We start from the raw sequence: 12,732 nt of genomic DNA on the forward strand, positions 1-12,732 counted from the left end.
GGCGCTAAAGTATGGCACACCAAGAGTCAGACATAAAGATGAAGATAGTGCTCGCTGCAAAAAAGTTATTCGCAGAGCATGGTTATGATGCTACAAGCGTTCGTCAAATTTGTGAGGAGGCCGGGGCCAATGTGGCTCTGGTTTCCTATTATTTTGGTGGAAAAGAGAGCGTTTTCCATGAAATTTTCAATCAGTTTTTCCCATCGCACAAGCTTTCCGGCCTTTTTGACATTGAAGATCCTGTAGAAGGAATTAGGGCGATTATTGCCGAAATTATTCGGATCCGGAATCAAGACCCTCAAATGATTAGTCTCATCCAAATGGAGATTATTATGGCATCCCCACGGATCGATAAGATACGAGCTCTTGTTTTTCCTGCATGGGAAAGGGTGAGGTATCTGCTTGAGAAGGGAAGGAATGAGGGGCTTTTTGACTTCGGTTCTCTGGACAGTACGCTTATGTTTGTATTAGGTTCGATATTTTTCTATAAGCAGCGAGACTTTTTTGAGCCGCTTTTTACGGACCCGCGGCCAGATATGGAAACGCTTATTCAGCAAACAACCACCTATGTGCTGAACGCATTAGGCTATCAGAGTAAAGGGGAGTAAGGACGTATGAGTAAAACCTATATTGTGTGTTTAGGTGAGCTTTTAATCGATTTCGTACCCGAAGTAAACGGTCAAGCCTTGGCGGACGTAACGAGCTTCCAACGGGCAGCAGGCGGAGCACCGGCCAACGTGGCCGCGGCGGTCGCCAAACTAGGCGGCGACGCAAGGTTTATCGGCAAAATCGGCCGAGACCCCTTCGGCGATTTCCTCGTGCGCACACTTGACGAAGTCGGCGTGCAAACGGCCATTGTCCAGACCGACGAGGCGAAGACCGGCCTGGCTTTTGTTTCGCTGCGCGCGGACGGTGAGCGCGATTTCTTGTTTTTCCGCGACCCAGCGGCGGACATGCTGCTGCGCGCAGACGAAGTCCAGTCGCAGTGGCTGGAAGACGCAGCGGTCTATCATTTCGGCTCGGTATCCCTGATAGCCGAGCCTTGCCGCACCGCGACGCTGGACGCAGCGCGCAGAGCGAAAGATCTTGGCGCATTGGTGTCGTACGACCCCAATGTGCGCCTTGCGCTATGGCCGAGCGCAGATAGCGCTCGGGCCGAGATTCTGGCGCAGCTTCCGCTTGCGGATGTGGTCAAGGTCAGCGAGGAGGAGATCGAATTCCTCCTCGGCGTGGACGCGACCACTGGGGCGCAGCAGCTGCTGCAGCGCGGACCTAAAGTGATTATTATCACTTTAGGCCCTGAGGGCTGCCGCGTTGTGAGCGCGCGGCAGGATGTTGTCATCCCCGGCACGCCAGCGGCAGCCGTGGATACAACAGGCGCCGGCGACAGCTTCGTCGGCGGCATGCTCTTTCAGCTGGCGTCGCTAGGCGTGACGCCTGCGAACATCGTTGAGGCGCTGGCTGAGGCTGGCGTTGCCGAGCGTGTTTTTGGCTTTGCCAACCGCGTAGGCGCCATCACCACAACGCGCCGCGGTGCAATTGCTGCACTTCCAACGCTTGCGGAAGTGCAATAAGTTAAACAGGATTAGGCCTTTTTCGTAATTTATGTTGAAATATGGAAGATTCTATGATATTTTTAATGAGCGAAGAACGCAGATTTCGGATGAATGTCCGAGAGCTGCGTTTTTTTTGTTTTTTAGTCGATGGAGGTGAGAGTTTGAATCGCAGGAGGAGCCTGCTTATTGCCGTGGTGGCTGCTGCTATGGCGGCCATGCTCGTCTATGGGGTATATGTGCTGCAAGTGAATCAGGTGGAGATGCAGCAGACGATTCCGGTCGTTGTTCCAAAGGATTTTATTCGTGCAGGAGTCTTAATACGTGAGGACATGGTGGAACTTCGACCTGTTCAGAAGGGAAGTTATACCTCTGGTATGCTGACTAGCCTAAGCGAGATTATTGGGCAAGAAACGTTGATACCACTAGGCACGAAGGAACCTATTTTAAAATGGAAGGTAAATCGCTATCATATGCTTCCAAGCGCACAGCAGGCGACCTTCCAAATACCTAAGGAATATTTGCTGTCGGTGTCTAACGGTATTCGCGCAGGCGACCGCGTTCGTGTGTATGTGTCGGGTACAGATGGCAGTTCACGCAGGCTTTTTGAAGAAAAAGAAATTAAGGTGGCTTCTGTCAAATCTTCGGCGAATGTGGAAGTCGACAATCCCAAGAATCCGAATCTGATATCCAAGGTGGAAGGTGATAAGGAGAAAATGTATGCTTCCCGCTTGGAAGCTAATGGGGCAATTGACCAAATCAATTTGAATCTAACAGAAAATGAGTGGCTGGAGATTGATCGGTTATGCAGCGCGAAGAAAGCAAAGCTGGTTATTGCTTTCAGTTCCTCTTCAATTTTGACGGGAGAGTGAGAGATAAGGAGAGATGAGGTATGAATATCGGATTACTTTCAACAGATCAAAGATTAATAGACGAAATTATTCATGTTGTTTATAGAAAACCATTGAACTGGATGATTTCATCAACAGCGACAGATTTGATCAATCGGTTAGCGGAGTTAACTTTCTCACATGTGATTATTTCGGATCGTGAACTTGATTTTGGCGGTTTGGAGGAGTTTCTTGAAGGGCTGCAGCGAGTGAAGCCTGACATGAAAATCATTGTTTTGCTCTCCAACTATCATGATGTAACGATCAACGAGAAGTATGTGAAAATGTGCAAGCTCATGAGGTTGGACTACATTCAGCCTGGGCGCAGCACCGCAGTCATTGCGGATGATATTCGGGCTTGGGTAGATGGGTTTGGAGGAGATTTAAGGTATCAACAGCCTGTAGGTAAGTTAGTAACATTCATTGGATCCACGCCAAATATCGGGACGACCTTGGCCTCTTTTGGTGTGGCTTATTCGCTGGCAGCGGAGACGTCGCAGAAGGTGGGATATCTATGCTTGAATCTAAAAAGCTCTAAGCTCCACCGCTATTTAGGGAGAGACGAAAATGGGTTTACGCTGGATGGCTTGCGCGCAGACCTTAAAGCTCAAAGCTTGACGCCAGAAAGGCTGCTCACCGTTTGTGATAAAACGAAGGAAGCCCACGGCCTATATGTCCTCTATGGGAATATGCTGCGCGAGCAAGCGGAGTTCTTTTCTCCATCGGAAATCATACATTTGCTGCGTGTAGCCCGGAGAGCCTTTGATATTTGCGTCATAGAGGTTAATGCCTATTGGGACAATGCGGCGACTGTTTGCGGATTATTGGAAGCTGACAGCAAAGTTGTCGTTACGACAGCGGATATTGCTCATTTTCAAGAGGATTTTTCGCGCTGGATTCGGCAGGTTGGGTCGGTTTTTGGCTTGCAGCCGGATGGTTTTGAGTTAATGGCCGTTCAGACAGAACGTCAATCCAAGCATAATGATTTTACGATTAAAGATATTCGGAAGGAGACTCAACTTCATTTGATTGGACAGATTGCCAAGCATGGGGACGCACTTTCTCGCTGCAATCAAGGCAAGCTGCTCGACATGTTGAGCCCAAGTCATCCGATGTATGAGGAGGTTAAAGCTGTTGCGGCCAAATTAGCCGACTTTTATAAACTGCCCAGGAAGGAGACTGTAAGACAAATTACATGGCTGCAAAAGCTGATGACAGGGAGAAAAACGGCAAGTTAATGACAGGGAAGCGGGGTGAAAGGAGTGAATGAGGAAAGGTTTTCGATTATTACTTATATGCACGAACGAAAAGTGAAGGAAAAGGTCGTAGATACAGGAACATACGCGGGGAGCAGCTGCAGCATAGAGAAAATGGTTAGATTAGAGGCAGGAACTAGAGATGTCTGCAGCGATTTAGGAGAGGAGGCTGGTGGACAGTCCGCACAGGAAGATGTGATTTTCGATCAGTGGGTACAGGATATACGCAGTGAGCTTGTGACGATGAAAGGTAGGACGGAGGCAGAAAAACAACTGTACAATGAGACGCTGAATCGCGCCATTCTTGGTTATGAGGAGGATCGTGGGAAGCTTCTTGCCGTTATTCATGACCTCGTGACCAAAAGAAGGCTTACCGGCAGACCGCCCCGAACCAGCGGATATACGACTTTGCCGGAGGCGATTTTCGCCGAAATTATCGGAATGAATGTACTGGAGCTGGTATTGAAGCATAAGGAGGGACTTGAAGAGATCCAGGTTGTGGGGAGGCAGATTTTTGAGGTGCGTGGCGGGAGTGCGATTCCCTCTTCTTATATGCTTCCTTCTGTACGTGAATTAGAAAGAATTCAACAAAATTTGGTGCTTTTTAACAATGATATGCTGAATCCTAGAAAACGCTGGGCTGAGGTCGTGCTGAGGGATGGATCGCGAGTGACGATGACCGGCTTTGGATTTACGGCTGAGCCGACGTTAACGATTCGTTTTTACACCGTAAAAAGGTTTGATTTGGCGACTCTGGCTTCCGCGGAGCTTGCCACGATGAATCATCGAATGGAGCAATTGATTCGGTGTTTGATCCGTTCTTATTTTAACATTGTCGTTATTGGCCCTACGAATTCGGGTAAAACCAACCTGATTAAAGCAATCATTGCTGAAATGGATCATAACGAAAGGATTATTACGATTGAATCGCGATTTGAATTAAATTTGAAGCGTGATTTTCCGAACAAAAATATCGTCGAATATGAAATTGACGAGGAAGATCCGAGACATTCGGGCTTACAGGCTTTTAAGCTGGCATTACGTCAATCACCGAAACGGATCTGTCACGCGGAAATTAGAGACGAAGATGCGAACCTTTATGTCAGAGCTTGTACGAGAGGTCATGAGGGCAGCATTACTTCCGTCCATGTAAGTGAACTTGAGGATGTTCCTGATGCGATTACGGACATGTGCATGCTGGATGGCAGGGGGATGGACCCTTTGCGGTTGACCAAGCGGATAACGACATTTGTGACACAAATCGGGATGGAGATGGCCGTTGTCCACGGGAAAAGGAAGATTGTGCGGATCGTCGAATATCGGTACGAAAATGAGGAGGTTTGCGTGACGGAACTCGCAGCTTATGACAAGTCGACAGAGGAATGGAAATTTCCCGGGAAATTGTCGCAACCTGCATCGCGGAAAATCAGCAAGGCTGACCAAGAGGGGTATGCTTTGTTGATGAAGCTCGGTTTTATTGAGAAAGAAGGCGAGTAATGCATGATTTTCGCTACATATGCCTTTCTGGTGTTGTTGTTTATCGTCGTATTCCTGGCTGTGCGATCCGTTTTACACCTAGTAATCCGACAGCGCAAAGCCAGATTTAGGCTGCATTATGTCAAAATGTCTTCGTTCGGCAATCGTTTTAGCGCATATTTGGGCAAGAGAAGTCGTTTGATTAAGCATGTAAAGGAGATGATGGAATCCGTCGAATTAGGCATGAGCTTGCAAGCGATGCTGGTGTTAACTTTTGTCTTATTTTTAGTCGGTGTTTTGGCGGGAAGCTTGTACTTTCAATCGCTAAAAGGGGTTTTGATTTTGACTTGCATCTGCGTGTCGCTGCCCTATGTGCTGCTTCGACTTAAGCTGGTTAGTGTCAGACTGCAAACCCGGTTGGAGTTTCTCCCGGCTGTAGAAGTATTTTATCAGTACTATATGGTAGATCCTCATAGAAATATGAAAATGGCGCTGAAGTATTGTTTGGAGGAAAACCGTATTTTGTATCCCATAAAGCCTGTATTTGAACAGCTTTATCGTAATTTGATGACGCAGAGAGATAAGGAGGAGAGTCTGCGCATTTTTTCACTCACATTGGGTCATGTATGGGCTGAGTATTTCATTGGCATTATGCGCGTTGCTTTGACGGAAGGGAGTTTTGTTGGCGATAGCTTCAAAGAGCTAATAATCGACATGCGAAAAGCGCAGCGATCGGATCAAATGGAGAGAAATCGACTTCTAGAGATTCGGATTGCCAATTTTACGCCGATTTTGTTTCTTGCCTTATTTTTGTTCATTAATTTCAAAGTAAACGCTGACAATGCGTATTTATACTATATTTTGGACCCTGGCGGAAGAAATATGATTTTGGATGCGCTTTTGCTCATATTCGTTTCCTTTATTATGGGGATCTATCTTTCAATGCGAAGAATGTGAGGGGCTATTGAAATGATTCAGATTGCATCCAATGTGCTCTTATTCGTGTTTATCATGACGGCAGTTTATCACGTTATTAGGCTTGTACCTGTTCGAGCCAGCAGGTGGAGGACGTGGCAAGTCGTGAGTGTACTTCGGGAGAAAAAGCTTCCTGACTGGTTGTTCAAATGTTTAGGGCTGAAGGCAAAAATGATAGAAGAGAAACGTCAGTTGCTGTTGGGCTGCGGCATTCGGATGAATGCAGGGCTCTACGAAGGCGGTAGGAGAATGTTGTTAGGGGCAACTTTTCTAATTGGGGCTTTAGGATATGCTGGCTTGCAGCATCCAGTGCTCACTTTGTTTATTGAGCCTATCTATGTTGTGACAGTAGCGGCTTGTTTGCTACTATTTTTGTTTTTCGATAAAAAAGTGCTGGTTCAATTGAAGGAAAAGAGGTCAAATCGCATCGTACGGGAGATTTATGTCATTAGTCATCATCTGCTTTATTACAATGATTCACATATGAGTTTACATGCTAAATTATCTTTATGCGCTCCTCAAACCCGTTCGATTCGAACGCAGTTCGGGCTGCTGCTTAATGAATGGTATCAAGGCTCGGAAACGGCGATTGCCCAGTTCAAAATAAGGTTGGGGACGGACGAAGCGCATAGCTTCGGAGAGACACTCAATGTGCTCAGATTGAATGAACACGCCAGTTATTACGAGCTGCTCAAGCAAAGGATTCAGGACTACAAAGAGAAAATGGAGTTAGTCCGGGAGAGTAAAAAAGAGGCAGTTTCTTATGTGCTGTTTGTACTCGCCGGACTGCCAATTTTGAATACATTCCGGGTATTTATGTATCCATGGGTCGCCGAAGGTCAACGATTATTTCATGCAATTAACTAAAGGAGTGGGGTGCGAGATGAGAAATATTTTAGTTACCGTTATGATGCTGATTGTGGTTGCTTTCCTTTTTACATCGATTGTGAATGATGGTTCGACAGGATTAAGGCGGAATATTTCGACGCATGGCACACAAGCAAATACAGACATTACGGCATTGAGGCCTTAATACAGGGGGCAGGCTGTGAGGTCTATTTTGGTGACAGTGATGCTAATTATAGTTGTGATTGTTATTTATAGCAATGTGGTTGGCGGAAGTACGGGAACGCGCAAGCTGGTGAGTAACGGCGGTGCCAGAATTAATGGGACGATAGAACGGATTGATCCATGAAGCAGCTATTGGTTTTCGTTTTACTAGTAACTATGCTTTGTTGGTTTATGTTCGCTCCTGTGTATAAGCATGTCGTTATCGTTCGCCAAGCGGTTCTGCAAAAAGAGGTGGATTATTTGCTGGAAATTGGCGCTAACGGCAGGCATGGCTATATTGACAGCTTAATGATTCAAGAGTCCAGGGCTCGCATGGAGGAAAGGGGATTTATGCCAGGGGATCTCATTTATACGGTCGAAACCACAACAGGGATAGGGGGAACGAATGCGAGTACTCCTGTTTGGCGTGGAGCGGGACTGCGTTTGAAGCTGACTTACCCGTATCATCGTCTTTTTGTTATCGATCAATTGGTAGGGATAACTGTCCCTGCGGAAACTGACCGTATGGGGGCCAGCGGCATGAAGATGAGTGAGTATGTGCCTTGAAGGTTGAGGGGATGTTGTGTATAAGCTGCTTTTCATGGCGCTGATGAGTGTTGTGTTTATGTCGATGTATGCGCTGCAAACGGATGAAGAGCTTGCGATGCACACGCTTTTTCATGGGAAGCATGCGCTTAACCGTGCGGTGCATGCGGCTGCTCAGCAAAGTGATCAAGACAAGCTGGCTGAGGGCATCTATGCTATAGATGAGAGTAAGGCCAAGTCTGTGGCACTACAGTATTTACAAGCAAATTTAAGACTGGATGCGGCGAATCATCCGCTGCCGAATACTTTTTTACAAGACGAGGTGGTGGTCGAACTATTTAAGATCGTTAATGAAGGGGAGGTGTTTCCTTATACCTACACGAACTCCGCCTACGGTTATTCGGTTACGCTGGACCGACCAGGGGTAATTATGTTTATTCGTTTGGCGTTCCCGAGAACGTATACTGTTCTGCAGCCGATTACTTGGAGGATTAAGTGTTCGGCAGAAATGGTATTTTGAATGTATAATAGCAGATGTGGTGTACATTCTTGGAGTTTGTGAGGAGAGGTACGAATGACGATTTTCCAGCAAAGGCAGCAGTGGCTTCAGGGTGAGATGATTAAGCGAGGATGGTCCGGCTTCCTGGTCACCCATCATGTGGATATATATTATTACTGCGGCTCGATGCAGACGGGGTATTTGTTCATCCCGGCGGAGGGCGAGGCGTTGTACCTCGTTCGCCGGAGTTTGGTCCGCGCGGAGGAGGAAGCGTCAGCGGACGTGGAAGCGCTGGGATCTTGGAAGACGCTGGCTGAGCGTCTTCGCGCGCGCTGCGCGAGCGGATCCGCTGCGGATGCGCCGCTGCGGATTGCGACTGAGCTGGACGTGTTACCCGTCCAGCTGTATGGGAAGCTCCAGGCCGCGCTGCCCGGCGCGGCCTGGGAGGATGGCTCGCTGCTAGTGCGCGAGCAGCGAATGATCAAATCGCCGGACGAAGTCGCGGCGATTCGGGGGGCGGCGCGCGTGGTCGACGCGGCGCTGGAAGCGGTCATCCCCCACATTCGTGAGGGGATGGCGGAGTTTGAGCTGATGGCGCTCATCGAGCATCAGCTCCGGCTTCGCGGGCACCAAGGGCTGATGCGCATGCGCGCGTACAATTCCGAGTTAATAACCGGAATGGTCGCGACAGGCGCGGCGGCAGCGGTGCCCACCTATTTTGACGGGCCGGCCGGGGGCACGGGGCTACACCCGTCCAGCCCGCAAAGCTCAGGCCGCGCGCTGCTTGTGCGCGGTGAACCGATCCTCGTCGACATTGGCTGCATGGTCGACGGATATTTGATCGATCAGACGCGCACGCTTGTGATCGGCGATTTAGACCCTGAGCTGCAGCAGGCTTACGACGTGGCGGAGCAGGTGCTCCGCGCCACGGAGGCTAAGCTGCAGCCGGGCATGATTGCCGAGCATCTGTATCTGCTCGCGCTGGATCAAGTGCAGGAAGCGGGGCTGAGTGCCCACTTCATGGGGTACGGCGCCGACCAAGTGAAGTTCCTTGGTCACGGCATCGGGCTCGAGATCGACGAACTGCCGGTTCTCGCCAAGGGTTTCAAATACCCGCTGGCGCCTGGCATGGTCATCGCGATCGAGCCGAAGTTCACTTTCCCTGGACGCGGCGTAGTCGGTGTTGAGGATACGTATCTGATCACGGATAGTGGCTGGGAGAAGCTGACGATTTCGAGGGATGGTATTATCCGAGTATAAGTTTTTTTGAGTAGCTATATAACACAGCAAGGCTGCCCCGAGCGTAGAATTTTCTACTTTGGGGCAGCCTCTTCGTGTTGCTGATCTATATCATTTACCCAATTCGCTTAGATTGGTGCGAGCGAGCAGAGGGAGGGAACTACAGTGCGCTATTTTGAGCTAAATCGGCTAATTTCAGGTCCTTGCAGAACTACAGGGTCTTATTTGCCCCAGGGTGGCCTCATCTCACTTAAAACTGCGGGAATAGCGGATCAGAGTTCCCTTCGTTTGGCCAAATGGCCGTTCGCAGCCGAAATAACGGACTATAGTTCCCATAAGCCTAACAGTCATGGACGTGAAGTTAGATCTTCTCGATGACTTTATCTATCAAGCCATACTCTTTGGCATCCGCGGCATTCAAAAAGTAATCGCGGTCGGTATCCAGCTCGATTTTCTCAATCGGCTGTTTCGTTGTTTCCGAGAGAATGCGGTTGAGTGTGCGGCGTGTTTTGAGAATATGCTGAGCACGAATATGAATGTCGCTGGCTTGCCCTTGAGCGCCGCCCCAAGGCTGGTGGATCATGACCTCTGCGTTTGGAAGGGCAAAACGCTTGCCTGGTGCACCGGATGACAGTAGAGTCGCGCCCATGGAAGCCGCCATTCCCACACAAATGGTAGATACATCAGGTTTGATGAAATTCATCGTATCATAGATCGCCAATCCGGCCGATGTTGAACCTCCGGGGGAGTTAATGTAGATTGAGATATCTTTCTCTGGATCTTCAGCGGAAAGAAACAAGAGCTGGGCAATAATCGCATTGGCTACATGATCATTCACTTCTGTTCCTAAGAAGATAATTCTGTCTTTCAGCAAACGGGAATAAATATCGTAAGAGCGCTCTCCGCGCGCGGTTTGTTCAACAACCATAGGTATAAAGCTCATAGGATTCATCCTTTCTATTTTGAGAGTAATGTATTCCTGTTAACATGCCGCTCTGCTTTGTACAGTATGACGGTAAACAGGCTGTTTTTGGCCAAAACCTGAGGAAATAATGAGAAGACGGACAGGTTCCTCGCCCTGAGAATGGAATTCACGGACCGTGATGGTAGCTTCCGACTCAGATATGCTCTGGCGGCGATAGTCGTCGATGGAGATCACTTGGTTATCTGATTTGTTAGGAACTACGCGCTCTACAGGGCGCTCCCATGAGATAACAGGTGTTCCTGGCGCTGTGTTCTTCTGTTCTCTTTTTGATTCTTGTTCTTGCTCTTGTTCATGTTCTTGACTCATCGCAGGTGTCCTCCTCATTCTTTCGGTTTCGGATACACGGCTAATAATACTTGATAGGCTTCATTCTCATCTTTGCCGGCAGCGTAACGTTCCACTAATTGCTGTACCATGGCAGCATATTCCTCAATGAAGGCCTGTCGCTGCTGCTCATCGGACAAATGAACCTGCAACTGCAGTGTAGCACTGGGAATTTCTTGCCCAACATCAGATTGCTCCATCAGCAGCATGGCATCACGTCTTATTCTCTCTGAGGTTGTGACTAGATGGGCGAGCGAGCTTTGGTCCTTCAGCTTTTGCACAGTTTCGGGCTTCATGCTGAGACAATCAGCAAGCACGAAGGTTTTGGCAATGGATCTGTACAGGACCTCGACCAGATTGCGCACTTGACGCGTACCGACTCGCTGCACTAAACCCGCTTTTTCCAAAGCCTTCAAGTGATAGTTGATTCGCTGCGCGGTCTCGCCAAGCGTTCGAGCTACTTCAGCTGCAGAGCCTGGTTCCAGAAGCTGTGCGATAATCTCCCCACGTAGGGGGTTAAGCAGTACAGTAGCTTGCTCGGGTGACTCAATGTAATACCTTTCTTGAATATCGTTTAGCATGGAGAGGATGCCTCCAGTACAATGATTATGTTACGTAAAAATATTTTATTACGTGGAAGAGGGAAAGTCAATGGGCGGTTAGAATGTGTGTGTATTGGATGACAAATTGGTTTTGAAATTGCCAATAAAGTTTTGAAATGACAAATAAGATTTGAAATAAAAAACGTTCACTTCACTCATTACTGGGTGGTGAACGTTTTTTTACTGAGTTAGAGCAAATGATTAACAGCAGAGGGTATTAAGCGAACGGGCAGATTAGTTGAGGAAGTCGTGTTAGAATAGGACGAGGTTAGTTAGCTTCATAAGAAGAATAACTAATAAATTTATAAACGTGGTTTCAACGAAAGTTAAACTTCTGACGGGGAGAATGCAGATTGGAAACAAATCGTTGTAGCATTAACATAACTAATCAAGCTGACTATATTGATTTGTTGAAATTATACAATGACATTAAAGTATGGGATTACTTGGGCGGTCAAAGAAGTTCACAGCAAATTGAAGATAGAATTACAGAATGGATAAATCCCCAAGAAAACTGCCATTATTGGACAGTTAAAGAACTAGGTTCAGGTGCATTCGTAGGAAGCATTTTATTAACACCACATTATGATGGAGAATATACTCAAATTTCATATATGTTTTTATCAAGTTTTTGGGGTAATGGTTTTGCATTGGAGGCGGTAAGTCAAGTATTATGCCATTCTTTCGAAGATAAAGCATATAAAAAGATACTTGCTGAGGCGCAATCGGCAAACACTTCGTCATGTGCCTTATTAAAGAAACTTGGGTTTTATGAAGTAAAAAGAGTTACTCGATTTGATGCAGAACAAGTAATTTATTCTATAGACCACCCAAGCCATAGGGTCGTAGTAGATTAAACTATTGGGACACGTTTATTTCAATACATATTGGATTTTATGCAATTTTCTGTGTTGATGGAATTTCGAGAAAAATATATAGTGCCATAGGACCCAAATTCCAATGATGCTAAAGTGCTTATAGAGTTATTATCAGATACCCTACAGTGCATAACTGGTGATAGTGGAAAGAACTCCTTTGACGTAAGAGATGTAACTGTTGGGCTGCCAAATGGAAAATAATTAAAACCTGTGTAATTACGAAACATTGTTGACGTTACGAAGGGGACATACCCATCATGACGTTATTCAGTTTATAATAAAGTCGTGTACTTTATGGAATGTCTTTTGTTAACCTGTGATGGTGTTTGAATAATGTTCCACTGACAGCAAGTATTTTAATATTCTAAGGACAACGATTGTTCTGGTAGGTATAGAGGGGTTTTTAATGATGAAAGAAAACTTTTGGCGTGATTTACCACGACCTTTTTTTGTACTAGC

The 12,732-nt window shown here is 47.2% G+C and carries 16 protein-coding genes; 13 read left to right on the top strand and 3 right to left on the bottom strand.

Annotation, left to right across the window (positions count from 1 at the left end):
- The first annotated feature begins 11 nt into the window (after positions 1 to 11).
- The 12 genes from GQF01_RS01415 (at position 12) to GQF01_RS01465 (ending at position 9,505) form a co-directional block, all read left to right on the top strand.
- Positions 12 to 608, top strand: a complete 597-nt coding sequence (locus GQF01_RS01415) for a TetR/AcrR family transcriptional regulator (RefSeq protein WP_161405034.1) — start codon at positions 12 to 14, stop codon at positions 606 to 608.
- Between the two features lie 6 nt (positions 609 to 614).
- Positions 615 to 1,574: a PfkB family carbohydrate kinase gene (locus tag GQF01_RS01420; RefSeq protein ID WP_161405036.1), complete on the top strand. Its 960-nt coding sequence runs from the start codon at positions 615 to 617 to the stop codon at positions 1,572 to 1,574.
- Between the two features lie 143 nt (positions 1,575 to 1,717).
- Entirely contained in the window at positions 1,718 to 2,425 is a 708-nt protein-coding gene (locus GQF01_RS01425) for a CpaB family protein (RefSeq protein WP_161405038.1), read from the top strand.
- A 20-nt stretch (positions 2,426 to 2,445) separates the two neighbouring features.
- Positions 2,446 to 3,681, top strand: a complete 1,236-nt coding sequence (locus tag GQF01_RS01430) for an AAA family ATPase (protein ID WP_161405040.1) — start codon at positions 2,446 to 2,448, stop codon at positions 3,679 to 3,681.
- 57 nt (positions 3,682 to 3,738) lie between these two features.
- Entirely contained in the window at positions 3,739 to 5,196 is a 1,458-nt protein-coding gene (locus GQF01_RS01435) for an ATPase, T2SS/T4P/T4SS family (protein ID WP_235958754.1), read from the top strand.
- 3 nt (positions 5,197 to 5,199) lie between these two features.
- Positions 5,200 to 6,132, top strand: coding sequence for a hypothetical protein (locus GQF01_RS01440; protein WP_161405042.1), 933 nt, complete (start codon positions 5,200 to 5,202; stop codon positions 6,130 to 6,132).
- 12 nt (positions 6,133 to 6,144) lie between these two features.
- Entirely contained in the window at positions 6,145 to 7,017 is an 873-nt protein-coding gene (locus tag GQF01_RS01445) for a hypothetical protein (protein ID WP_161405044.1), read from the top strand.
- A 16-nt stretch (positions 7,018 to 7,033) separates the two neighbouring features.
- The gene (locus GQF01_RS35825) at positions 7,034 to 7,183 is read left to right on the top strand and encodes a hypothetical protein (RefSeq protein ID WP_164819826.1); all 150 of its coding nucleotides are present in this window, start codon (positions 7,034 to 7,036) and stop codon (positions 7,181 to 7,183) included.
- 15 nt (positions 7,184 to 7,198) lie between these two features.
- Positions 7,199 to 7,345, top strand: coding sequence for a hypothetical protein (locus GQF01_RS01450; RefSeq protein WP_161405046.1), 147 nt, complete (start codon positions 7,199 to 7,201; stop codon positions 7,343 to 7,345).
- Positions 7,342 to 7,767 (top strand): hypothetical protein, encoded by a 426-nt coding sequence (locus GQF01_RS01455; RefSeq protein ID WP_161405048.1) that lies wholly within the window; start codon positions 7,342 to 7,344, stop codon positions 7,765 to 7,767. Before GQF01_RS01450 ends, GQF01_RS01455 begins: the two co-directional genes overlap by 4 nt.
- A 34-nt stretch (positions 7,768 to 7,801) precedes the next feature.
- Positions 7,802 to 8,266, top strand: a complete 465-nt coding sequence (locus tag GQF01_RS01460) for a hypothetical protein (RefSeq protein WP_202555993.1) — start codon at positions 7,802 to 7,804, stop codon at positions 8,264 to 8,266.
- A gap of 54 nt (positions 8,267 to 8,320) precedes the next feature.
- Positions 8,321 to 9,505, top strand: coding sequence for a M24 family metallopeptidase (locus tag GQF01_RS01465; protein WP_161405052.1), 1,185 nt, complete (start codon positions 8,321 to 8,323; stop codon positions 9,503 to 9,505).
- A 340-nt stretch (positions 9,506 to 9,845) separates the two neighbouring features.
- Here GQF01_RS01465 and clpP read toward each other — a convergent pair whose 3' ends face one another.
- The 3 genes from clpP to GQF01_RS01480 are packed head-to-tail and all read right to left on the bottom strand — an operon-like array spanning position 9,846 to position 11,374.
- Complete coding sequence (clpP, locus tag GQF01_RS01470) at positions 9,846 to 10,427, bottom strand: ATP-dependent Clp endopeptidase proteolytic subunit ClpP (protein ID WP_161405054.1); 582 nt, start codon at positions 10,425 to 10,427, stop codon at positions 9,846 to 9,848.
- Positions 10,428 to 10,466: 39 nt separating this feature from the next.
- Entirely contained in the window at positions 10,467 to 10,775 is a 309-nt protein-coding gene (locus tag GQF01_RS01475) for a hypothetical protein (protein ID WP_161405056.1), read from the bottom strand.
- Positions 10,776 to 10,789: 14 nt separating this feature from the next.
- Positions 10,790 to 11,374 (bottom strand): ArsR/SmtB family transcription factor, encoded by a 585-nt coding sequence (locus GQF01_RS01480; RefSeq protein WP_161405058.1) that lies wholly within the window; start codon positions 11,372 to 11,374, stop codon positions 10,790 to 10,792.
- 374 nt (positions 11,375 to 11,748) lie between these two features.
- Between GQF01_RS01480 and GQF01_RS01485 the strand changes: the two genes are divergently transcribed.
- On the top strand, positions 11,749 to 12,252 hold the full coding sequence (locus tag GQF01_RS01485; protein WP_161405060.1) for a GNAT family N-acetyltransferase: 504 nt from the start codon (positions 11,749 to 11,751) through the stop codon (positions 12,250 to 12,252).
- Positions 12,253 to 12,732: the final 480 nt, after the last annotated feature.

This window comes from Paenibacillus silvestris, assembly GCF_009882985.1.
Taxonomy (GTDB): Bacteria; Bacillota; Bacilli; order Paenibacillales; family NBRC-103111; genus Paenibacillus_E; species Paenibacillus_E silvestris.

Coding starts and splice junctions, on each gene's coding strand:
- GQF01_RS01415 (WP_161405034.1), top strand. CDS start 12: ATGGCACACCAAGAGTCAGACATAAAGATGAAGATAGTGCTCGCTGCA.
- GQF01_RS01420 (WP_161405036.1), top strand. CDS start 615: ATGAGTAAAACCTATATTGTGTGTTTAGGTGAGCTTTTAATCGATTTC.
- GQF01_RS01430 (WP_161405040.1), top strand. CDS start 2,446: ATGAATATCGGATTACTTTCAACAGATCAAAGATTAATAGACGAAATT.
- GQF01_RS01435 (WP_235958754.1), top strand. CDS start 3,739: ATGCACGAACGAAAAGTGAAGGAAAAGGTCGTAGATACAGGAACATAC.
- GQF01_RS01440 (WP_161405042.1), top strand. CDS start 5,200: ATGATTTTCGCTACATATGCCTTTCTGGTGTTGTTGTTTATCGTCGTA.
- GQF01_RS01445 (WP_161405044.1), top strand. CDS start 6,145: ATGATTCAGATTGCATCCAATGTGCTCTTATTCGTGTTTATCATGACG.
- GQF01_RS35825 (WP_164819826.1), top strand. CDS start 7,034: ATGAGAAATATTTTAGTTACCGTTATGATGCTGATTGTGGTTGCTTTC.
- GQF01_RS01455 (WP_161405048.1), top strand. CDS start 7,342: ATGAAGCAGCTATTGGTTTTCGTTTTACTAGTAACTATGCTTTGTTGG.
- GQF01_RS01460 (WP_202555993.1), top strand. CDS start 7,802: ATGGCGCTGATGAGTGTTGTGTTTATGTCGATGTATGCGCTGCAAACG.
- GQF01_RS01465 (WP_161405052.1), top strand. CDS start 8,321: ATGACGATTTTCCAGCAAAGGCAGCAGTGGCTTCAGGGTGAGATGATT.
- clpP (WP_161405054.1), bottom strand. CDS start 10,427: ATGAGCTTTATACCTATGGTTGTTGAACAAACCGCGCGCGGAGAGCGC.
- GQF01_RS01475 (WP_161405056.1), bottom strand. CDS start 10,775: ATGAGTCAAGAACATGAACAAGAGCAAGAACAAGAATCAAAAAGAGAA.
- GQF01_RS01480 (WP_161405058.1), bottom strand. CDS start 11,374: ATGCTAAACGATATTCAAGAAAGGTATTACATTGAGTCACCCGAGCAA.